Here is a 22,555-nt window from a genome sequence, read left to right as displayed (position 1 = left end):
TTACATCACTCGCTTAAACATTTTTTCTAACTCATAGGTCGTAAAGCTTACCACGATCGGTCGTCCATGTGGACATGTATAAGGATTCCTGCAGCCTGCGAGTCGATCAATTAACGTCTCCATCTCCAGGATGCTCAGCCCCTGATTCGCCTTAATTGACGCTTTACAAGAGCACATGATAGCCGCCTTCTCGCGCAGCTTGGCAATATCAAGCGCTTTGCGATCAGAGATGATAAGCTCGCACATTTCTTCGACGATGGACTTCTCTTCCCCTGCCGGAAACCAATGCGGATGTGCACGAACAAGGAATGTATTCCCGCCAAAGGCTTCCATATACACGCCTGCTTGTTCAAATAAAGCAAGTTTATCCGAAATAACACTAGCTTCAGAAGGGGTAAATTCCAACGTAATCGGAACGAGTAATTCTTGGCTCGCCTCAGCAGGATTGCCAAAACGCTCATAAAAATATTCATAATTGATGCGTTCATGTGCCGCATGTTGATCAATGAGGTACAAGCCAGTTTCATTCTGTGCAATCAAATAGGTGCCATGCATTTGTCCGATCGGATCCAATTTAGGAAACGTTGGGAGCTTTGGCGCATCATTGTCCTCAGCCGAAGGCATCAAGTCCATGAATGCCTCATTCGTCCGACGTTGCTGTTGAATCGAAGTGTTTCTATAAGAAACATCGGCTGCTGGAGTGTACCCCTGATAGGATGATGGCGTCTTTTTTGATGTATAGTCAGAATCCTTGGACGAGCTGCTGCTTGAATATGGTACAGAAGGTGCCTGCTGTTGAATAGGAGAGGCCAAGGCAGAAGATGACGCCTGACGATAGGCTGGTGCGTTTTCTTTAATTTGCGGCGGCACCCACTGGTTGTCAGGACTTTGCACAGGGCTTGCTTCTTTCAACACATTCGCAGTCGAACTCTTATTCGTATCCTCGGAATCCTGATGATCCTTAAAAAACTCCGCATCCAGCTCCATCGACGACGAACTGCGATTTTCTTTGGGAGGCTCTACGGTACGAGAGAGCTCCAATTGCTCTTGAACGTAAGCGCCTTTCGGAGCAGATGCCTTGATTCCCGTAGGAATCAGCACTTGTCTGCCGAATAGCCGCTTCACCTCGGCTTCTATCAACGCCGTTAACTCCGCTTCCTTGCTGAAGCGGACTTCAAGCTTGGATGGATGCACGTTGACATCCACAAGTGCAGGGTCCATCCCGATGTGCAGCGCTGCCACTGGGAAGCGATTAATCGGCAGCAGGGTATGATACCCCTGCAGCAGGGCTTGATTCAACGCGAAGTTGCGCACATACCGACCATTAACAATGGTCGAGATGCCGCCGCGATTCGCGCGAGTCATTTCGGGCTTGGCGACAAAGCCCGAGATTGTATAATCCAAGCTTTCCACTTGGAGTGGAAGCATTTGCTTGGCAATCGCAGTACCGTAGATGCCTGCAATGACTTGGAGCAGATCCCCGTTACCTAACGTTTGGAGCAGCACATTCCCGTTATGCTTTAAAGTGAATGCAATGCCAGGATGAGCGAGTGATAGTCGATATAAATAATCCGAAATGTGCCCAAGTTCCGTCTGGATCGTTTTCATATATTTCAGCCTAGCTGGTGTGTTGTAAAATAAATCCCGCACCGTCACTTCGGTACCGCGCGATGCTGCTATTTCTTCTACAGCGCGAATCGTACCGCCCTCGATGGTGATTTTCCGTCCAAGACCATCGCTTGTCGAACTGGTTACACACTCAAGTCTCGAGACAGAAGCGATACTCGGCAAGGCCTCGCCTCGGAAGCCAAGTGTGCGGATCGAGAACAGATCCTTGCTCGTCGCTATTTTACTCGTTGCATGCCGCTGAAAAGCTAATTCACAGTCCTCCAGCGCCATACCAGAGCCATTATCGGACACTCGAATTAAGGTCAAGCCACCCTCTTCAATCGTGACATCAACACGGGTACTCCCCGCATCAACCGAGTTTTCAACCAGCTCTTTCACGACCGATGAAGGCCGCTCCACCACTTCACCTGCTGCAATTTGGTTCGCAATATGCTCGCTTAAGAGCTGAATTTTGCCCATTGACTTAATTCCCCTTTACTGCCTGTATAGAAACATTCTCCCCTTGATGATTAACCTTCAGCTGCGGAAAATAATCATCAAATAGGTCGACATTTACGTAACTCGAGCCGTTTTCAATAATCAGCTTATCTGTTTCAATCGTGAACGCATGCGTTCCCTTGTCATCCGTGATGTCAACGGTCCGATTCGCATCATTCCATGTAATCTTGGCCCCGATCAGAGCGGCTAGTCCTCGTGCCGAAGCAAAGAACTTGCCATTTTCCTGGAAGCTGCCAAACCCATAACCAAGGTCATTGCCATTATAGGAGACACCGTGTTTCGTAAATATCACTTGGATATCAGAAACCCCTGTTTCATGAAGTGCAGTGATGAGTTGAGCTGATACCCCATCAACCTGCATGTCTGGTGTAATACCGACTTTGTTCACTTTTCTCTTCTTCGGTGTTAAGTATTCTTCTACAGTGACCTTCAACACGCTGAGATCAGGAAGCTCGAAAAGCTGCTGCACGCTTCCTTTTCCATATGTTTGCATACCGATCACTTTTGCGACCCCATAGTCCTGCAAAGCACCTGAGAGCACCTCTGACGCACTTGCACTATTTTCATTGGCTAAAATATACACTGGAATCTCAAGCGGATTACCATCCTTAATGAGCACTGGATCATCGACACCATCGCGATCCTGCGTATGAATGAGGACGCCCTCTTTCACAAAATGCTTCGCAATGTTCCTCGCTGTTTCAAGATAACCTCCGGGATTATCACGAACATCTAGGATCAACGACTTCAGACCTTTGGCTTGAAGCGCCATTAGTTGTTTGTCAAATTCATCATCAGCTTCATCCGAAAAGTCCGTGATTTGAATATAACCAACACCATTTGCAAAGCTGCTGCTGTAGACTTCCGGGGAATTTACGGCTTGGCGCGTAAGCTCGAATGTTATCTCTTTATCCCCGCGCAGTACAGTAACCTTCACTTTGGTACCTGCGACACCGATAATTCTGTTCCTAACCTCGTCAATTGACGTGGTAGAGGCAGGAACGTCATCAACAGCACGAATATAATCTTCCCGCTGCAGGCCCGCAGCAGCTGCTGGCGAACCTGGGATTGTTTTCGACACATACACACCCTTGTCATCGAGTCCAATCACACAGCCTATGCCTTCGAAGCTATTCTCTAGAGAGCTAGAAAATTGACTATAGTCCTGCGGAGTGAAGAGGACCGTATAAGGATCCTTCAACCCCTCGAGCATTTGCGCAATGCTCTGATTCTCAAGCGCTTCTAAGGATACGCCGCTCACATGGTTTTCAACGAGTGTTTTTCGCACGAGAACGGTGTTTAAATCCTCTTCTGCCATGGCACTTATAGGCATAACGAGTGCTAAAGCAGATGCTAGCGCTAAAGTAGCTTTCAAAGCTTTTGTGCTCAGTGATGATACTTTCATATGCATATCTCCGTTCAATTGAGATCTATTTGCTTGTAATAAGCTATTGCTGGCGAGACAAACCGGATGCTGGCATAACTTGGATTACTGCAGCTTTTGCTTCCATTCATACACTAAATTGAGCGCCTGCAAAGGCGTCATATTGATAAGATCAATGCCCTTCAACTGATCGAGCACCAGTTGAGATTTGCCGTCATGTTTCTTCTTGACGGCAACTTCGGCAGGACCGTCCTCCTCGAAGAGGGACAGTTGTCGGATCGGTGCCGCTGCCACTGGTTCAAATGCAGCGGCAGTCTCTGCGACCACGGATTCCATCGTGGTCTTATGGGCTTGCGGTACTGCTGACGACGCCGCACGCTCTTCAAAGCCATTCAGCAGCGCATAGGAGCGCTGAATGATCGCGTCGGGCAGCCCGGCGATTTCGGCACAGTAGATGCCGTAACTCGTGCTTGCTGCCCCAGGGATGAGCTTGCGCAGGAAGGTCACTTGCCTGCCGCTCTCTTTCACGGCCATGCAGTGATTGCGCAGATGCACAAGGCTCTCTTCTAGATGTGCAAGCTCATGGAAATGCGTCGACACGAGTGTCTTGCACCCGATCCGATCGTGCAGGAATTCAATGACGGCCTGCGCGATCGCCATGCCTTCGCCTGTCGAGGTGCCGCGGCCCAGCTCGTCAATGATGACGAGGCTCCGACTCGTCGCCTTCTCCGTCATGACCTGGATATCCATCATCTCGACCATGAACGTACTCTGCCCGCCGATGAGATCATCGGCAGCGCCGATCCGCGTGAAGATCCGGTCGGTGACCGGGATGCGCGCCGAGCTCGCAGGCACGAAGCAGCCGATCTGCGCCATGAGGCAGATCACGGCTACTTGCCGCATATAGGTACTCTTACCGGCCATATTCGGCCCGGTAATGAGCAGGATGCGGCCCTGCTCTTGAAGCAGGCTCGTCCCGTTCGCGATGAACGAGCCGTCCTGGATGACAGCCTCCACCACCGGGTGTCTGCCGTCTTCTATGGCAAGATCGAAGCCCTCGCCGATCTCCGGCTTGCGGAAGTGATGCGCCGCGCTGACCGTCGCCAGCGATTGATACACATCGGCGGTGGCAATCACCTCCGCCAGCTTCTGCAATCTGGAGATATGCTTCGAAATCCGGTCGCGCAGCTCCGTAAACAGCTCGTACTCCAGATCAATCATTTTATCCTGCGCTTCCAGAATGAGCGCTTCTTTCTCTTTGAGCTCTGGCGTTACATAGCGCTCTGCATTCGCAAGCGTCTGTTTACGCTCGTAACGCCCTTCCTGCAGGGCAGACATGTTGGCCTTCGTGACCTCGATAAAGTAACCGAACACTTTGTTGTAGCCGATTTTGAGCGACTTAATGCCCGTTGCTTCGCGTTCTTGACGCTCTAGCTCCGCAATCCATTGCTTCCCGTTCTTGCTAGCTTCACGAAGCTGATCCAAGTAAGGCTGATAGCCTTCGCGAATCATGCCCCCGTCACGAATCGAAACTGGAGGCTCGTCCTCAATGGCATTGGCAATCCAGGACATGACGTCATCACAGACGTCCATATTTTCAACGAGCTTCCGCAGCGTTTCGGAACCTGATGCGGCACATAGCTGCTGGAGCATCGGAACTTGCTGTAAGGAGTGCTTCAGTGCGATCATATCGCGAGCATTCGCATTGCCGTAGGAAATCCTGGCCACTAACCGCTCCAAATCATAGACTTCCTTCAGCGCCTGCTTCACATCTTCACGCACAATCAACTGATTGTAGAGTAGATTGACAGCCTCTAATCTTTCTTCGATACGAGCCACGTTCATCAGCGGCTTCTCGATCCAACGGCGCAGCATCCGTGCGCCCATAGCGGTAACCGTTTTGTCCAAAAGCCACAATAACGACCCTTTTTTGGCACGTTCACGAACCGTTTCGACAAGTTCTAGATTCCGACGAGTAAACGGATCCATCGTCATAAATTGATCAGGCTCATAGATGCGAATGTGCTTTACGTGCGTGAGCGCTCTTTTTTGCGTTTCTTTTAAATAAGCAAGCAGCAAGGCTACCCCTTGACGACTGATGCTAGATAAAGCCGACAACGCGGCATCCTCTGCGAAATGCTCATCCAACAAGCCTTCATCGGCTTTGGTCCACTCCGTTAACACCATATTCCGGCCCCACGCTGCACCAGACTCACGAATCGTAGTCAACAGAGCTTGATTGGTTACAATTTCAGAAGGGTTATACACGTTCAACTCGTCTACCACAAGCTCCCAAGAAGGGGGCAGTTGCGTCGTATATAGTTCCCCTGTTGAGATATCGCAGGCTGTAAAGGCATAGCCATCCGCGCGGTTTACCAAAGATACGATATAGTTATTGACGGATTCTCCAAGGAGTTTGCTATCCATGACTGTACCTGGTGTGACGATCCGGACAATTTCACGGCGAACAACACCCTTGGCCTCAGCGGGATCTTCCACCTGTTCACATATGGCGACTTTGTAGCCTTTCTCAATTAAACGGGACATATAGTTGTCAGCCGCATGATGAGGGACGCCGCACATCGGAATTTTCTCATCGCCGCCACCTTCACGGCCTGTTAACGTAATTTCTAATTCACGTGACGCATTGATCGCATCTTCAAAAAACATCTCATAGAAATCGCCTAAACGAAAAAACAAAAAAGCATCTGGGACCTGCGCCTTGACGGCTAAGTATTGCTGAATCATCGGCGTATATGTAGCCAACTTGTGTTCCTCCAACCTATTCAATAATGAAAAGTGAACTCTTTGAAACTATCATTCTTATTTTCATCTATACTCAGCCTAGTCGAAGTCATTCTGCTTCCTGCAGGTGAGTTACCTCCAGGAAGCAGAACAACTTGCAGAACTACAAATTCGAGTACAGCCTATGCTTTTATCTTCTTTATCAACAACTTACTATCTCCTATAAATCTATAACCCTATGATGTTACAGATAATCTATTATAACATGATTCCTTCCCCAAAAGCTTCTTTACGGACCCCGGGTGCAATTTTCCAAGCGAACCGAATGTCCGCCATTTCATCCCACGCCTCCATAGAGGTGATCTGCAAACGAAGACCTTCCAGCAAGCCTGCATGGACCTCATAACCCTTGAGCTGCTCCAAATCCTTCCAAAGCTTCCCTACCTCATCTTGAAGCCTACGCTTATCACCGCTGTAATACGCAGCTTGGATGTCTGGTTCTTGAAGAGGCCTCCGCGGCAAGCGCCAGTAGTTATTAACAATCAGAGAAGCCAGTGCGAAGACACCTCGGGTTACGACGGGAGAGGCCAACCAACTCGGCAGTGTACGGTACTCGAAACCCCCATGAGACTTCTTCCGGAAGTCCCCAAGATAGCCATATCGCGGGCGACGACCGCGCGTCGATTCATCTTCAATCAGGATTAGCGGCAACGCGAGGTAATTATCCAGCGCTCGAAGCAGATGCCCATTCATCCAGCAGCGGCTAAAATGAATATGACCGCCTAGCGGATAGCCCCGCACGGGCATCCCGCCCGAAAGCCAGGCGAGGCTTTCGTCGTTGATCTTCCGCGCGGCAAGCCCCATGGTTGCTCGCACGTGCTTCGCGAGCTGCAGCGGATCCACGCTGGGCTGCGGGCGCAGCTCAGCCAGCGGCAGAATCACGCGATGCCCGCTTAACACGATGGCGTCGCACCCTACGGCGCCATCCCGGGTTAGGAAGCGGTCGGCGAAGACGACCTTGCCCTGCGGATTCACGAGCAGGAACTCAGGATCGCAGCCGAGCATCGCTCGCTCTTTCCGCTCCAGCTCTTTCGCGAGCGATTGATCATACTGATCGATCGCCTGTGCGAAGAGCTGTGCCAGTCTCCCGTTCAGCTTCGGAACGGGATCGACATCCAGCACAAGCGTATGGCCGCTTGGCGTGATCCCGATGGTGACGAGACCATAGTCTAAGCCAAGGGCGTAGATCGCTTTGACAGACTCACGGCTCGCTCTGCGTGCGTGAAAGTTGATCTGTGCTGGAACAACTTCTATGTAGGCAGCATTCACACCCAATTGTCTTTGATGCTGTAAGGACTTCTCTGAAAGCAGGAGCGTCTCCTTTTTCTCATAAATAAGAAGTGTTTGAAGATGAAAGACAGCTACTTTATATTTATGTGTAAAAGGTTCTGGTTCCCTTTTCCCACGTGCTGTGGCGGCCTGTGAGACCATCGTTTTCATACCGTGAAGCTGCAGCAGATTATCCCTTTTCCTTCGATTCTGTGCTCGCATGATCGCTTTAATGGGCTGCAGAGCAGGTTGGTGCGGGTATTCATCATGCGCCGCTCCCCAATGAATAATCATCCGACCCTGCCAGTTCTCGGGAAGCCTACTCCCACTCGGAATGCGGATGCGTTCTGCGAGCTCGAGTGCATCTTTCTCCTGTGCGTGCAGTAAGAAGGTTTCCAAGCTAACACCCCCTCATATCACTCATTTCTACTTCTTATGGTGCCATGCATCCGCGAATGCCCAAATGTGCGAATACAACAAAAAAGAGGGCAAATGCCCTCTGCCGAACCTCTTTAGCCCGCATATAATGGCGTATAAGATTCCTTAATCCAGTTCATCCTCGAGCAGATCGGCGTCCAGATCCTCAAAATCACCATCGCCACTGTCATCGAAATCCACGTGCTTGTCGTCGAAGTCATTGCAGCCGTTGGTGCAAACGACTACACAGACTTTCGTTTCGGCAATGAGCTCAACTTGAAACTCGCGTTCCACCCGAATGATGACGCTGTCGCCGCTTGAAGAGATGCTGGCCTCTACGCAGTTCGGCTCTTGCGTCGCGACAGCTGATACTTCGGCTGTCGTCGGCTTATGTTTTTTGTCCAAGTAGCTTAGTCCAACGATTTCTACATACGATACGGTTTCTTTTGCTACGTCTGTTTTGGTGTTACGATCGTAAGAATACCAGATGTTGATATCGTAAGTACCAACTACCTCTACGCCCTCTCCAGAATGGACAGCCTCGAATTGGTTATTAATAATCCAAGCGCCCAAAATACTGGTTGGAGAATAAGGCGGAGTCACGGTATGACTTACATGAGAAAATTTGCGACCTTTACCGCAGACAGCCTTTGTAATGATCTCTCTGCATTGCAAATCTTTATCTAATGACATCCTTTCAACCTCCTCCATACAATCATTCATTACAAGTGTATGCAGGACAGTAGTCTAGAGTGACAATTATTTTATATTATTTTTGAGATTCAAAAATACTTATATCTGTCAGAGTCAACCCGCTTCCGGACGGTGTTTTTTTTGCTTTTTGGCAATAGCTAAGTATTGCATTAACTCCCTGTTAAGCTGTAAAATCGCTGATCTCACTTCGAATTCCTCACGACTCTCGGGCAATGGTAAACCCTTGTAACGGGCATTCAGCTCTTGTAATTCTTTCTCTGCTTCCCCTGTATAATAGTCTTCCTTCACAGTTTGGCTAATATCTTCGAAGATCACAGCGACCCATTCCCCTTGCGGTAAGGTTTGGTACACCTGCGCGACAAGATCAATCATCCGGTGAATCGATTCCAGCTGCTCGCCTCTCATGAAGAAATACACGCGCCAATAGGAATCTCCGCCAGAAAGCAATGTATTATCCATCGAACGTTTCGCCAAGCTCGCTCCGCGTTCTATAACCTCACTGACTTCCAACAGCTCCTTGCCATCCCATATCACGGTATTATCCCGAAGGTGCTTAGCTATGTTGACAAAAATGTCGGAAAATAAGCCTTCGATAGTTTGCTTATGCGCGGTAAGAGCGCTGTCTGCCTTCGGCATATAAGCAATATTAATTATCGTTGCAGAACCTAATCCAATAACCAACAAAAATAATTCGTTGAGCACGGATGCCCAGTCCGCTGATTCATAAGCAAAAAGATGCAACATCACGACGGCACCTGTTACAGCCCCCTCGGTAATCCTCAGACGAACCAGAACTGGAAACACGATAAGAATAAACAAACTCACGACCCATATATGGAAGCCAAGCAGGTTAAATAAGGCCGAACCGATGAGTAGTGCCAGAATCGAAGCCGCGATGCGGTGAAGGGCACTTTGGATCCCTTTTTTCTTCGTCACTTCAATGCCCAGTATGGCAAGAAGCCCCGCTGCTCCAGGCGTATGAACCCCTAATATATACGCCAAATACATAGCGATTATGACGGCCAAGGCTGTTTTGAGCACACGAAAGCCCATAGCATTTTCACCTCTTTACAGGTTTTTCTATGGGCTCATTATTTCATTTAGAGTTTGTTGTGGCAAGCCTTTCTCTTCTACCGATGCTTCGTTAGTTTCTTCTCTAGGTTAGCTACAAGCTGGTACATCACCGTGGCGACTAAGGCAATAACGAAAAGCGTGGATATCACCAAGGTGAAGTTGAAGACTTGAAAGCCATATATGATTAAGTATCCCAGCCCCTTCTGGGACACTAGAAATTCGCCGACGATGACGCCGATCCAGGCCAAACCTACATTTACTTTTAGCGTAGAAACGATGGTTGGAAAAGATGCAGGCAGTATCGCTTTGAGAAAAACTTTTCGCTGATTGCCACCAAAAAGCTTCACGACCTTGACGTAGTTATGATCGACTTCCTTGAAGCTGCCGTAGACGACAAGCGTCGTAATAATGACTGTAATCGAAAGTGTTGTTGCGATAATTGAAAGCAAGCCAGGCCCAAAGCCTACAATAAATAAAGGTCCCAGCGCTACCTTCGGCATACTGTTCAGCACCACAATGTATGGATCCAGCACACGTGACAGAAATGGCGACCACCAAATGACCACCGCTAATGCCGTTCCAAAAATCGTCCCCAGGAAAAATCCAATGATCGTCTCTTCCACCGTCACAGCTACATGAGGAAGAAGCGTCCCGTCAAGCAGCTTCTCCCACAGCAGATGGAATACCTTGGTTGGATAACTAAAAAGCAGCACATCGATCCATTTCAAACGGGATGCGAGTTCCCATAGGGATAAAAATAGGAACAAGATGGCAAATTGAAAAAGTCGAACCCACTTCGTCTCTTTCTTCTTCGCCTTCAGAAAACGTTGATGTACTTCCTGCTTTAACAACTCATTCGGTTGGTCAACTAGGATGCGCCGCTCATCTCGATTATCCATGCTGCACACCTCCAAACTCCTGCCAAATTTGCCGAAAAAGCACATGAAATTCAGGTAATTCTCTTGCTTCAAAAGGTACAGCAGCCCTTACCACCTCTGGCATCAGGAAGGACCTGCGAATGCGCCCTGGATTCGGTGCCAATACGATAATTCGGTCACTCATCGCGATCGCTTCTGAAATATCATGCGTGACCAAAATCGCTGTTTTCTTCTTAGCGCGCAGTGTCTCTACAACCAAGTCTTCTAGTTGCAGCTTCGTTTGGTAGTCCAGCGCCGAGAAGGGCTCATCTAATAACAGCAGCTCCGGTTCCGTCGCCAAGGTTCGGACGAGTGCTACTCGCTGCCGCATCCCTCCTGAGAGCTGTGCGGGGTAATAATCTTTGAAGTCCAGCAGACCCATTTCTTCCAGTAAGTGAAGCGCCTCCTGTTTCTTCTCTCTTGTCAGTGTGCCTGCGATTTCCAGGCCCATACAGGCATTAGCTTCAATCGTTCGCCAAGGAAATAAATAGTCCTGCTGCAGCATGTAGCCCACTTTGGGCGATGGCCCCTGCACGTGATGACCTGCTACTGTGATCTGGCCAGACGTGGGCGGGAGGAGTCCCGCGATGATCGATAAGAGCGTTGTTTTGCCACAACCGCTAGGACCAATCAAACTGACAAATTCGCCTTTCGCAATGTCAAAAGAAATTCCTTGCAGGGCAAGCGTGGCTCGCTCCTCTGTTACGTAAACCTGCGTGACATCTCCAACCTGCACAGCTGTGTCCATGGCGCCTAACCTCCTCTTGTCTCCATCTACGGTGACTCCTATTCCGCTGTTTTACTTCTTCACATTTGATTTGGCTTTTTCCGCAAAGGAATTATTTACTAGCTTGCTCCATGCGACTTTCTGTTTCAGCTCACCAGCCGATGTCATGACATCGAGCAGGTTATTCCATTCTTGTTCGTCCACAATACCATCCGTGGCGAATGAGCCTTGATCCTTATAACGTTTCACGACATTTTTTACAATTGCGACATCGATATCTTTAAAATAAGGCAAGACCGCTTCCGTTATCTCATCCACGCTTTTCGCTGCAACCCACAGCTGCGCTCGTTGAATCGCATTCGTAAACTTCTGAATTGTGCCTGGGTTGGCTTTGATAAAGCTTTGCTTCGACATAAACACGGTATACGGCAGATGTCCACTTTCTACACCGAAGGATGCAAGCACATACCCTTTGCCTTCTTTCTCAATGATCGACGCTTGCGGCTCGAAAAGCTGTACATACTCCCCTGTTCCCGAAGCATAGGCCGAAACAATATTGGCAAAATCAATGTTTTGAATTAGCTGCAAATCCTTCTGCGGGTCGATGTTGTGCTTCTTCAGCGTGAACTCGCCAGCCATTTGCGGCATGCCGCCTTTACGCTGCCCAAGGAAGACTTTCCCTTTGAGTGCATTCCAATCCAACTTATCTACTTTGGTACGAGCAACTAGGAAAGTGCCGTCCGTTTGCGTAAGCTGCGCAAAATTAATTACGGGATCATCTGAACCTTGCTGTGAAACATAAATAGATGTTTCCGATCCTACAAGAGCGACGTCAATGGCATTCGAGAGCAACGCGGTCATCGTTTTGTCGCCGCCTGGCGTCGTAGTCAGCTCCACATCGAGCCCCTCATCCTTGAAAAAACCCTGAGATAACGCCACATATTGCGGTGCATAGAACAAGGATCGCGTCACCTCACCAATTCGCACTTTCGTTGTTTCTTCCGTCTTAGTTCCACATGCTGAAGCTATTAGGCTTAAGAGCAGAACGACGGATAATGTGAATCCCCATCTTTTTCGATTGTTCATAGGACGTCCCTCCGATTCGAATTGTAATGTATCGTATGCAAGAGCCCAGACGTCGGTTAATGGTTCTTCCAGAAAAGCAATTGCAGCTGATAAAATTTGGGATTGATGACGAATCGAGCTTCAGGATTGTAAGTTCAAACAAACAAATTAAGACTTGAGTTAGGCTCGGGTTTAGAGCCTATTGCGCGGCGCTAGCGACTTTAGGCTCGGGTTTCGAGACTATTGCGAGGCGCTAGCCTGTTTCCGAAAGCGCAGAAATGCAAATATGCAGGTTTTTTATACCGTTCTCATCACCAAATGATGAATTGATGCTAAAGTGCAGGTATTTTCGAGTAATTAGACTTCAACTGCTGAAATCTACAATTATTCCTGCATTTTCGCAGGAATACCACTTAAAAGTTCTAAATCACCAGAAAAAAGATGCACAATCGCAGGTTTTGTTGAGGAGTGGAAAGCAACCGAAGTATTTACGGGGGGATTTTGATGTGGTGATGGGTAGTAGTTACTGGTTAGCGGGGTGCGGGGTGTGGCTTGTGGCTTGTGGGCTGTGCGTTGTGCGTTGTGCGGGGTGCGTTGTGCGTTGTGGCTTGTGGGTTGCGGGTTGTGGATTGTGGATTGTGAGTTGCGGGTTGTAGGTTGTAGGTTGTAGGTTGTGGGTTTCCGCATTGCCGTTGCTGTTTGCTGTTTGTAGTTTACGGTCAGTGCGCACTGGACTTGCAGAGCTACTGAACAGCAAGCAGCCAATCAGGCAAGAAAACTAATCAACAAAAAAACAGCCCTCCAGACGGGACACCGTCATAGGAAAGCTGTTTCACTCACTTTTCAACTGCAGTTTACCAACTAAATCCCATACACTTCTGAATACTTCTCTTCCAGATAAGCCACCAAATATTCCGGATTTAATGGTTCGCCTGTGACTTGTTGAATGATTTCGTTCGGTGTCAGTAGTTTACCATGCTGGTAAACCTTCTCGGTAAGCCACTCTTTGATCGGCGCCAAGTTACCTTCTGCAATTAAGCTATCGAAGTTAGGCAGCTCTTTGCGTAACGTGTTCGTGAATTGCGCCGCGTACATGTTCCCTAGTGCATACGATGGGAAGTAGCCGAACGCACCGCCGGACCAGTGTACATCCTGAAGGACACCTTCGCCGTCATTCGGAGGTGTAACTCCCAAATACTCCTCGTATTTGGCATTCCACGCCGCAGGTAAATCCGCTACAGCAATTGTGCCGCTGAATAAGCCTTTTTCGAGCTCATAGCGAATCATGATATGTAAGTTGTACGTAAGCTCATCCGCTTCAATTCGGATCAAGGACGGCTCAATATGGTTAATTGCGCGGTAGAAGTCATCTACACCGACATCATCAATTTGCCCGCTAAATGTCGACTGAAGTTCGCTGTAGTAGCGATCCCAGAATTGTTTGCTGCGGCCAATCACATTTTCCCAGAAGCGGGACTGCGACTCGTGAATCCCCATGGAAGTACCTGAGCATAGATTGGTTCCAACAAGATCAGTGGAAATGTTTTGCTCATACAGCGCATGTCCGCCCTCATGAATGGTCCCGAACAAAGCCGAGGTGATGTCATTGGGCAAATAACGAGTCGTAATACGCACATCTCCTGGATTCAACGCCGTTGCAAAAGGATGCACGGTTTCATCCAATCGACCTGCTTCAAAGTCATACTGCATTTGTTTCAAAATAGAAAGCGAGAATTGCTTCTGCTTGCCAATATCAAATTGTTGGTCTAAGAATGCACGATTCGGCTGATTAGCCGAAGCCCCGATACGCCCAAGCAGTGGAACTGCTTTTTCGCGCAAGGTACCGAATACCTCATCCAACTTGTCAACCGTCATTCCCGGCTCATACATATCCAGTAGTGTGTTATATTTATGCCCTTCATAGCCCCACAGCTCAATAAATTCCTGCGTTGCCGCCACGATTTTCTCCAAATATGGCTGAAAAGACGCCCAATCCGAATTATGCTTCGCGCCTTCCCATGCGGACTCAGCTTGCGAAGTTAAAACGACATAAGCTTGATATTTCTCAGCTGGTATTTTTTTGCTTCGATCGTACTCTTTTTTGCATTCCTGCACCATTTTACGGGAAATAGGATCTAACTGCTCCAGCTCCGCCGGCTGCATGAAGAAATCTACATAGCCGCCCATCTCATCCGACGTGGACATCCGAAATACTTCGGTGGAGAGCTCACCGACAACCTCAGAACGCGTCTCGATTCCTTTTTTCGGAGCACCGGTCCGCATGTCCCAATAAATCAAAGAGATTGCCTCTTCGTACTGCTTCATTTTACGAACATAAGCTTTGAACGATTCCAACTTGGCATTAACAACACCAACACTCATGTGCTCATCTCCTCCCAAATGTTTCAATATTTATCATACTTCCATTGAGGGCTAGAATCAAATTTCCGTCCAAGTGTGGTAGAATAAGGACAAGCCTTGCAATGACAGGCTATTTTTTGTGCAATTAAACGAGGGAGATGACTAAGATGAACATCACATTTACCGATACAGCTAGACAACGTTTAACACCATATATGGAACAAAACAACACCTTGTTGAAGCTCGTTTTTGATACTGAGGGCTGCGGTTGCTCCGTGAATGGTGTACCTACCCTGTGGTTGGTTACTACGGCGAATGCCGAGGATGTCTCTGCTGTGACGAACACTTTCCCATTGGTTTATAAAGCGAAGGACGAGATTTTTTTCGAGGATAACATGAAAATCGACTTCCACGAAGTAAATAAATCCTATATACTGAAGAGTAATAATCAAATTTACAATGCGGGTATGAGCTTAGTCGATAAACGATAAAGCTGCACAAACATAGACATGCAGCACATCAACTTACCAGGAGGGAATACCATGTCTTTAATCAATGAGATTTTAAGCTACAATAAGGATTTCGTAGAAACGAAGCAGTATCAAGAGTTCTTAACCACGAAATTTCCAGACAAGCGAATGGTCGTCGTCACATGTATGGATACACGACTAGTTGAATTGCTGCCCAAAGCCATGAACCTTCACAACGGGGATGCCAAAATTTTAAAAAATGCCGGTGCCATCGTCTCTCACCCCTTCGGCAGTCTTATGCGCAGTATTATTGTCGCTGTCTATCAGCTGGATGCTGACGAAGTTTTCGTCATTGGGCACTATGATTGCGGTATGACAGGGCTTAACTCGGAAAGCGTCATTGCCAATGCGAAGGCCAGAGGTATTTCCGACGATGTCATTGAAACACTGGGACATGCTGGCATTGATCTGAAGCGCTGGCTGACTGGGTTCGATCATGTTCGTGAGGGCATTGAGAAAAGTGTTAATATTATTCGAAATCATCCCTTACTTCCAAAAAACTTACCTGTACACGGTCTGATCATCGACCCAGAAACAGGTCGGTTAGATCTCGTGGATGCGGCATATGCACCATCACCTGAGCTGTTATAGCGCAGCTTATGGTTACCAGCAATAACAAAAAGAGTAGGTCCAGTTCATCACTGGACCTACTCTTTTTCTCATTGTTACCGACTATGGATTAATCGTTCTGATTAAGCGTTTCGCATCTCCATTCGGAGTGGAAATAACCTCATAGATGTTGAAATACGAGCCAGAGGTAATTTGCTCGGATCTTATATTCGTAAATTCAAGGAACTGAACGCCAGCCATAATTTTTTGCTGACCTGTGAAGGTCATTGCTTTGGAGCTCAAAAGGCGTCCTTCCGTATCCACAACCTCAAACAAGAGCGAGGAGAAATTCGCATCTGTAATCACTTGTGCTTGTCGCTGTACATCCAGATCTAACCGTAAACGGTAAGCGTACGACCCATCTTTGTTATACGTGGTGGTTAGCGAGTAATCGTCAAAATCGATATTAAATGGATATACCGAGATAGGACCCGTTGCTGGAACAGGCTGCACTTCCGCTTTGTAAGAGCCAACTGCCAATCGATTCGTATCGTACAGATTTAGCGCTAGCTTATCCGCATCCTCACTATCAGGTACCATGTACGAGTAGCTTAGGACGTAACTTGTGTTAGGCGCGATACTCTTCGCCACATTGGTTTGACGAACACCTGCATAGGTGTAGCCTTCTTCGTTCGTTAAATCAGTTTGGAAATCCGGCAGTGTCAATGTCGACGTCCCTCTATTCGTTAGTTTATATTTCCCAACGACAGTCTTATAACCAAAGTCTGAGTTCACACTCATACCCAACTCAACGAGCGACAAATCAATGTTGGAATTGATGCTATTCGTTGAAGTTAATTTAAAGGAATCGCCGATCTTATAATCTTGCGCAGCAGCATAGGAGGTTGATTCAACTGCAACGCCTGCCCCAGCAAGCGATGTAATGGCAACAGGCAGGGATACTGCTTGTTTCGAAGTATCCGTGTTACCAGCACCAGCACCAGCACCAGCACCAGCACCAGCACCACCTGTTGGTGTTGTTGTAGGTGCAGCCGCACCTTGTTTCTCCAGCACAACAAGCTGCAAGGCTTCAGCACTTAGCGAAGCAGGTACTACGCCTTGGAAATGGAATGTCGTCGATTCATTTGGTGATAAATAGGAGCTGCGAACAGCATTGTCACTCGACGTCACGCCAACATTGCCACGATTCGCCTGGAATTCTGCAGTCAAGTTAGGAACCGTTACAATCCCTTCACCATCGTTCGTCAATGTCACATTCGCTTGGACATGCAGCCCGTCCGATTGTTGGATAGCCGATGCCCAAGAAGTCGAAATAACGAGACCATTCACATCTTCATTAGCTTCTGTATTCGGGTAAGCCGTTTTATCGCCAATTCGTCCTACAGCAAAGGTTTTCGCTGCGTTCAAAGCGCCGAGCACTGTCGTTTTCACCTTGCCCTTAGGTGAGAATAACAAGGACAATTTATTCGTATCCAGTGAAGCGGGTACAGCAGCTTGTAGTTTCACTGTCACAGGCTGCTCAGGAAGCAATGCGCCTACATTTGCAACAAACTGTGCACCATAAGTCAGCCCTTTGCTGTCTTGGAAATTGAGCTCTAAACCCTCTGGAAGCTTTACGCTGGATCTGCTTTCATTGGCCAAGGTAAGATCCGTGTATACCATCCACACGCCATCTTTGTAAACTTTATAGCTTTGTCCTAATTTCGCGGTTACTAAAACCTCTTCAGCCAATGTACTGTCGATCTCTTTTAAATTAATAACAGCTTGTTGCTCCAGCGTTTGACCTGCTTCGGCCATGGCCGATTCGACCGAAAGCGCCCCGATGTCTGATGTCGTATTATTATTCCATCTAAAAATATCGACCTTAAGGTCAGACGGCGTAAGATTGCTCGGAACCTCTGACGTAAACTTAAATGTCCCCGTCTCTCCTGCCTTCACACGCGCAACGACCTTCTCATTGAGCTTCGCTGTATAGGTAATGCCCTTCGCATCAATGACTTTTACACCATAGTTATTGAAATCTACAGTAGAGTTACTATTATTGTTCAAGCCTAATGAGAAACGAAGTGAGCCATCATCGGCTCCTACCGATAACGACACTTTGTCCAAAGTAAAGTAGACGGAATCACTGAGAAATACGCCTTCCTTGCCAGCGAAAGCTGAGGTTGCCAGAGGAAGTGTTAGGAAGCTAGCAGCGGTTAGCATTAGAGCCGAACGGCTGAGCAGACGTTTCATCTTACGTTGTTGATTCACAGGGAGTCCTCCTTGTAGATAATTTTAGTCAGAACGTAATGCGTCAATTGGACGCAGCTTGGAAGCTTTGTTAGCTGGATATAACCCGAAAACCACACCAACTAATACAGAGAATAAGAAGGAATAAAGGCCTACATCAAATGAAAGACTGGTTGACTGTTTCGGACTAAAATAAGGCAAGGCATACGAGAATCCAATGCCGATGAGCAGCCCAATTAATCCACCCATGCCGCTGATTACGACCGCTTCCACCAGGAATTGAAGTAAAATATTTCGACGCTTAGCGCCAATCGATTTGCGAATCCCGATCTCACGTGTACGTTCACTAACCGTAACTAGCATAATATTCATGATCCCAATTCCCCCAACGAGCAGGGAAATCAAGGCAACCGCCACTAATTGATTCGTAAGTGTATTGGTTGCTTCAGTCCGTGCTTTCAGCAGCTCGTCCTGATTCGTTAAAACAAAGCCCGTATCACTTTTGAATTTATACGTCAGGTACTGCTTCATGGTCTCCTGAGCGATATAAATATCGTCCTTCGTAGGTGCTTCTACGTAAGTTGTTCGAATTTGACCCAGCTTAAATTGACGACGAGCCGATTCTAACGGCACAATGACAGAGCTATCTACAGAAGCTCCCCCAATATTAGAGCCCTTTTCCTTGAGTGTACCGATGACATTGAAAACAACCCCATCAATATTGATGTTTTCGCCAACAGGGTTTAGCGTACCAAAGAACTTTTTCGTCACTTCGCTGCCCAAAATTGCGACATTAGAACGAAACTCTAGATCTGTCGGCGACAGATTACGACCTTTATCAATTTTTGCTTTGATAATGTCGAAATAACGGTCGTTCGTACCTAACACATTATATTTCTCCTGCGTACGATCATATTTGATGTTGGAACCGTTCTTCGACATTGTTGGTGCGATGGATTTGAATTCCGGGAAATTCTCGAAATTCATCAGATCGTCATAACTCAACTGCGTCGCACGCCCGTTCCCTGTCGCAGTAACGACGAGCAAATTCGTTCCCATGTTCTCATATTGCTTCGCAATTTGCTCCGATGTCCCTTGCCCAATGGAAACGAGCGTGACGACGGAGCTTACGCCGATAATGACGCCAAGCATGGTCAGAAATGTACGCAATGGACTTGAAATAATCGTCCGAAGCGACATCCGGATCAGTTCAGTTAACTTCATACGCTCACCTCTTGCTGCAACGGGCTCTTCTTCGTGTCGTTCCGATAATCATCCACGATGACACCGTCTCGAAGGGCAACCACCCGCTTCGCATTGTCCGCGATATGATGATCATGCGTAATGAGGACAATGGTGTTGCCTTGCGCATTAAGCTGCAAAATAAGCTCCAATACTTCCTCACCTGTTCGCGAATCCAAGGCTCCCGTTGGCTCATCCGCCAAAATCAACGAAGGTGAAATTGCAAGCGCACGCGCAATCGCTACCCGCTGCTGCTGACCGCCTGACAGCTCGCTTGGCCGATGATGGCCACGTTCGCCCATTCCGAGCATTTTCAACATCGCATTTACGCGTTCTTTACGTTCCTTTTTTGAAATCCCCGCATAGATCATCGGGAGTTCCACGTTTTCCATTGCCGTTAATCGTGGAAGCAGATTAAATTGCTGGAATATAAAGCCGATCTTCTGATTCCTAAGCTCGGCCAGCGCATTATCACTCATGTGCTCTGTTACCACGCCGTCCAGAGTGTAGCTGCCTGAGGTCGGTACATCCAACAAGCCGATCGTGTTCATCAGGGTTGATTTGCCGGATCCACTCGGGCCGATAATAGCGACGAAATCACCTTCGGCAACGGAAAGCGATATGTTACGCAGAATGGGAAGATCTTCCTCGCCGCGCCTATAGGTTTTCGTAATATCTTTCAGTTCAATGATATTCATCCCGCAATAGCTCCTTTCAGGGCAGCATTATCTGTTACCGCCACCGGCATTACCACCACCGGTGGTACGCTGTACATTACCGCCACCAGCATTACCACCACCGCCTGCTCCACCGGCACCGCCTGCACCACCTTGTTGGAAGCCACCAGCGCCGCCGGCACCGCCGCCTTGCTGGAATTGTTGTCTTAAGCGATTGATCTCGTCTGTACTTAAATTCTGCTGTCTTCTCACAGCAGCAGGCAATACGACTTTATCGCCTTCTTTAAGACCATCCGTGATCTCAATTTGCGTTGTAGAACGAATCCCAATTTTCACTTCATGTTCTGGTTCTGATGTTCCATCCGCTTTCTTCACCGTTACAACACGTTTACCACGTTGCAGCTGAAGCGCTTCTGGCGGTATATAAAGGACATCTTTCTTATCTTGAATCAAAATTTCACCGGTTGCTGTCATCCCGTATTTCAACACGTTATCTTTATTTTCTGTTGCCAAAATAACATCATAGAACGTTACGCCATTCGTTGTTGTACCTACCGTAGATACTTGTGTCACTTCTGCCGGGAAGGTGCGTCCAGGGAAGGAATCAACCTTAATTTCCGCCTTCATTCCAACTTTAATATTCGGTAAGTCCAGCTCATCCACTTGGACTGGAAGCTGCATTTTAGCAAAACTTGCCACAGTACCAAACTGAGTACCGCTTTGAACCCTTGTTCCCGGTCGGAAGTTGCTAAGAATATCCACTTTTTTATTCACGAAATCTGTTGAGAATACACCATCGAAAGGAGCAAGAATTTTCAGTGCGGTTACGCGATCTTGTGCCGCATCTACTTTCAACTTCTGACGTTCTAGCGCAGCTTGCGCTGTAGTTATATCATCGTCTAAGGTATCATTCAGGAAGGATGCAAGCAGATCACCTTGATGTACAATTACACCTGTTTTGAAAGGCAATGTCGAAATACTTCCTGTCGTTCCTGCAAGTACTGTAGCAACCTGCACGTACTGAAGTGCTGCTTTCCCTTGTGAATCTACCGTACGTCCGCCAATGGTTGCAGAGCCCAAGACATTCATACCCGCATCCATGGAATTGTCATTCTTAATTTGAATATCGATATCGAATAGCTTACCACCTTTACCATCCGATTTTGGGTCTTTGGAAATTGCCACAATCGTTCCTGTTTTGGTGATCATGAAGCCATCAACCGTTAAGTCTATGGAATCACCTTTATGTAATTGCGCAGCATCCTCCACGTTGAAAGGCAATGTAACAGTTAAAGTACTTGCATCGCTAATAGTAGCGATTTTCGTTGATTTATTGATCGTTGCGCCAACATCAATATTGGCATACGTTAATTTCCCGCTAATTGGCGCATTAACGCCCATTAATCCTTTTTGTTGTTGCTTCGTGTTCAAATCTTTCACCATTTGCTCATAGGTCACTTTTGCATCTTGAAGATCGTTTTCCAAGTTTGAGCTCGTCAGCTCAATAAGAACATCTCCCGCTTTAACCGCTTGATTACGAGTCAGGTTAATCGATTTGATGCTAGCATTTTCCGTTGACGAAATGGTTTGGGTATCCTTCGGCTCAAATTGGGCTGTCCCAGAAACCGATGAGCGGATGTTCCCCTTTTTTACATCAACCGTCACTTCTTTCGTCTCTGCTGATTTTGTTTTCTTTCCTTTCGTTAAATACGCATAGGAACCACCAGCACAAACGATGATTGCCACAATCACGATGAACCATTTACTGCGAAAAAATTTCATTCTGATACTTCCCCCTTAGCATTTGTACGCTGTCTTACGACTTTGAGATCAATAATTCAATTAATTGTTTTTCAACGCTGATCCCCAATCCACGTGAATCCGGAGATGAAGCATCGCTGTTCACTTGCCCTGAGACACCAGCTTCAACTTGTTGCTCGTACTTCCGCCTTCTTTCGAAAGCGTTTACATATCGCTCCCTCTCCGCTGCAGACAACGCTTCCCTATGAGTGTTCATTCGTTCAGCTATGCGCATCTTCAATTGCTTCGATTGTTCATCCAGATAAGCTTTCTGATCAATCGTTAACACATGGATGACTGCTTTTCGTTCGGATTCGTCGATGCTTCCTTCTTCTTCACTCTTGCGTACAATGGGCAAAATGGCATGAGCTTGCTCAGCGGTCAAAGCTAGTAAAGGTTGGCGATCCATCACAATTAACCCTTGGAATAGCATAACCAGCTGTCGTTCACTCACATTCTGTACATCTTCAGCCGTAGGGAGCTCTTGCGAGACTTGAACTGAAGCAGGCATAGACGGGATCACAGTAATAGAGGACCCAGCTTGTCCAGATCCGTGACTATTACAACCGACTATCAAGAAGGTCGTGAGGGTTACACACAGCAAGCCATTGCGTGTACTGCTCAACTTACATACACCTCCACAA

17 protein-coding genes are annotated in these 22,555 nt (G+C 47.6%); 2 read left to right on the top strand and 15 right to left on the bottom strand.

Annotation, left to right across the window (positions count from 1 at the left end; translation table 11 throughout):
• The 10 genes from mutL to AC58QC_RS16310 form a co-directional block, all read right to left on the bottom strand.
• Entirely contained in the window at positions 1 to 2,088 is a 2,088-nt protein-coding gene (gene mutL / locus AC58QC_RS16355; protein WP_497416194.1) for a DNA mismatch repair endonuclease MutL, read from the bottom strand.
• Positions 2,089 to 2,092: 4 nt separating this feature from the next.
• Entirely contained in the window at positions 2,093 to 3,532 is a 1,440-nt protein-coding gene (locus AC58QC_RS16350) for a S41 family peptidase (RefSeq protein ID WP_497416193.1), read from the bottom strand.
• An 84-nt stretch (positions 3,533 to 3,616) separates the two neighbouring features.
• The gene (mutS, locus tag AC58QC_RS16345) at positions 3,617 to 6,277 is read right to left on the bottom strand and encodes a DNA mismatch repair protein MutS (protein WP_497416192.1); all 2,661 of its coding nucleotides are present in this window, start codon (positions 6,275 to 6,277) and stop codon (positions 3,617 to 3,619) included.
• A gap of 237 nt (positions 6,278 to 6,514) precedes the next feature.
• Complete coding sequence (locus AC58QC_RS16340; protein ID WP_497416191.1) at positions 6,515 to 7,984, bottom strand: putative amidoligase domain-containing protein; 1,470 nt, start codon at positions 7,982 to 7,984, stop codon at positions 6,515 to 6,517.
• Between the two features lie 144 nt (positions 7,985 to 8,128).
• A complete protein-coding gene (locus tag AC58QC_RS16335; RefSeq protein ID WP_056620858.1) occupies positions 8,129 to 8,695 on the bottom strand; it encodes an outer spore coat protein CotE in 567 nt (188 codons plus the stop codon).
• A gap of 114 nt (positions 8,696 to 8,809) precedes the next feature.
• Positions 8,810 to 9,769, bottom strand: coding sequence for an aromatic acid exporter family protein (locus tag AC58QC_RS16330; RefSeq protein ID WP_497416190.1), 960 nt, complete (start codon positions 9,767 to 9,769; stop codon positions 8,810 to 8,812).
• 77 nt (positions 9,770 to 9,846) lie between these two features.
• Entirely contained in the window at positions 9,847 to 10,689 is an 843-nt protein-coding gene (locus AC58QC_RS16325) for an ABC transporter permease (RefSeq protein ID WP_497416189.1), read from the bottom strand.
• Positions 10,682 to 11,455, bottom strand: coding sequence for an ABC transporter ATP-binding protein (locus tag AC58QC_RS16320; RefSeq protein WP_497416188.1), 774 nt, complete (start codon positions 11,453 to 11,455; stop codon positions 10,682 to 10,684). Before AC58QC_RS16320 ends, AC58QC_RS16325 begins: the two co-directional genes overlap by 8 nt.
• 51 nt (positions 11,456 to 11,506) lie before the next feature.
• Positions 11,507 to 12,520 carry an ABC transporter substrate-binding protein gene (locus AC58QC_RS16315; protein ID WP_497416187.1) on the bottom strand — a complete coding sequence of 338 codons (1,014 nt, stop codon included), beginning with the start codon at positions 12,518 to 12,520 and terminating at the stop codon, positions 11,507 to 11,509.
• 840 nt (positions 12,521 to 13,360) lie between these two features.
• Positions 13,361 to 14,881: a carboxypeptidase M32 gene (locus AC58QC_RS16310; protein ID WP_497416186.1), complete on the bottom strand. Its 1,521-nt coding sequence runs from the start codon at positions 14,879 to 14,881 to the stop codon at positions 13,361 to 13,363.
• Positions 14,882 to 15,027: 146 nt separating this feature from the next.
• Between AC58QC_RS16310 and AC58QC_RS16305 the strand changes: the two genes are divergently transcribed.
• Together AC58QC_RS16305 and AC58QC_RS16300 are read left to right on the top strand one after the other, a co-directional pair.
• The gene (locus AC58QC_RS16305; protein ID WP_497416185.1) at positions 15,028 to 15,351 is read left to right on the top strand and encodes an iron-sulfur cluster biosynthesis family protein; all 324 of its coding nucleotides are present in this window, start codon (positions 15,028 to 15,030) and stop codon (positions 15,349 to 15,351) included.
• A 51-nt stretch (positions 15,352 to 15,402) separates the two neighbouring features.
• Positions 15,403 to 15,981, top strand: coding sequence for a beta-class carbonic anhydrase (locus tag AC58QC_RS16300; protein WP_497416184.1), 579 nt, complete (start codon positions 15,403 to 15,405; stop codon positions 15,979 to 15,981).
• 81 nt (positions 15,982 to 16,062) lie between these two features.
• Here AC58QC_RS16300 and AC58QC_RS16295 read toward each other — a convergent pair whose 3' ends face one another.
• Genes AC58QC_RS16295 through AC58QC_RS16275 form a run of 5 tightly spaced genes read right to left on the bottom strand, consistent with a single transcriptional unit; the run spans position 16,063 to position 22,536 of the window.
• Positions 16,063 to 18,213 carry a hypothetical protein gene (locus tag AC58QC_RS16295; RefSeq protein ID WP_497416183.1) on the bottom strand — a complete coding sequence of 717 codons (2,151 nt, stop codon included), beginning with the start codon at positions 18,211 to 18,213 and terminating at the stop codon, positions 16,063 to 16,065.
• 24 nt (positions 18,214 to 18,237) lie between these two features.
• Positions 18,238 to 19,416 carry an ABC transporter permease gene (locus AC58QC_RS16290; RefSeq protein WP_497416182.1) on the bottom strand — a complete coding sequence of 393 codons (1,179 nt, stop codon included), beginning with the start codon at positions 19,414 to 19,416 and terminating at the stop codon, positions 18,238 to 18,240.
• Positions 19,413 to 20,132: an ABC transporter ATP-binding protein gene (locus AC58QC_RS16285; protein ID WP_497416181.1), complete on the bottom strand. Its 720-nt coding sequence runs from the start codon at positions 20,130 to 20,132 to the stop codon at positions 19,413 to 19,415. Before AC58QC_RS16285 ends, AC58QC_RS16290 begins: the two co-directional genes overlap by 4 nt.
• A 27-nt stretch (positions 20,133 to 20,159) precedes the next feature.
• On the bottom strand, positions 20,160 to 21,893 hold the full coding sequence (locus tag AC58QC_RS16280; RefSeq protein WP_497416180.1) for an efflux RND transporter periplasmic adaptor subunit: 1,734 nt from the start codon (positions 21,891 to 21,893) through the stop codon (positions 20,160 to 20,162).
• A 34-nt stretch (positions 21,894 to 21,927) separates the two neighbouring features.
• Positions 21,928 to 22,536 carry a hypothetical protein gene (locus tag AC58QC_RS16275; protein ID WP_497416179.1) on the bottom strand — a complete coding sequence of 203 codons (609 nt, stop codon included), beginning with the start codon at positions 22,534 to 22,536 and terminating at the stop codon, positions 21,928 to 21,930.
• Positions 22,537 to 22,555 lie beyond the last annotated feature (19 nt).

The organism is Paenibacillus sp. J22P51 (genome assembly GCF_059692215.1).
This window is presented reverse-complemented; position numbering and strand designations above follow the sequence as displayed.

Coding starts and splice junctions, on each gene's coding strand:
- AC58QC_RS16305 (WP_497416185.1), top strand. CDS start 15,028: ATGAACATCACATTTACCGATACAGCTAGACAACGTTTAACACCATAT.
- AC58QC_RS16325 (WP_497416189.1), bottom strand. CDS start 10,689: ATGGATAATCGAGATGAGCGGCGCATCCTAGTTGACCAACCGAATGAG.
- AC58QC_RS16300 (WP_497416184.1), top strand. CDS start 15,403: ATGTCTTTAATCAATGAGATTTTAAGCTACAATAAGGATTTCGTAGAA.
- AC58QC_RS16330 (WP_497416190.1), bottom strand. CDS start 9,769: ATGGGCTTTCGTGTGCTCAAAACAGCCTTGGCCGTCATAATCGCTATG.
- AC58QC_RS16290 (WP_497416182.1), bottom strand. CDS start 19,416: ATGAAGTTAACTGAACTGATCCGGATGTCGCTTCGGACGATTATTTCA.
- AC58QC_RS16350 (WP_497416193.1), bottom strand. CDS start 3,532: ATGAAAGTATCATCACTGAGCACAAAAGCTTTGAAAGCTACTTTAGCG.
- AC58QC_RS16280 (WP_497416180.1), bottom strand. CDS start 21,893: ATGAAATTTTTTCGCAGTAAATGGTTCATCGTGATTGTGGCAATCATC.
- AC58QC_RS16315 (WP_497416187.1), bottom strand. CDS start 12,520: ATGAACAATCGAAAAAGATGGGGATTCACATTATCCGTCGTTCTGCTC.
- AC58QC_RS16335 (WP_056620858.1), bottom strand. CDS start 8,695: ATGTCATTAGATAAAGATTTGCAATGCAGAGAGATCATTACAAAGGCT.
- AC58QC_RS16310 (WP_497416186.1), bottom strand. CDS start 14,881: ATGAGTGTTGGTGTTGTTAATGCCAAGTTGGAATCGTTCAAAGCTTAT.
- mutL (WP_497416194.1), bottom strand. CDS start 2,088: ATGGGCAAAATTCAGCTCTTAAGCGAGCATATTGCGAACCAAATTGCA.
- AC58QC_RS16320 (WP_497416188.1), bottom strand. CDS start 11,455: ATGGACACAGCTGTGCAGGTTGGAGATGTCACGCAGGTTTACGTAACA.
- AC58QC_RS16285 (WP_497416181.1), bottom strand. CDS start 20,132: ATGAATATCATTGAACTGAAAGATATTACGAAAACCTATAGGCGCGGC.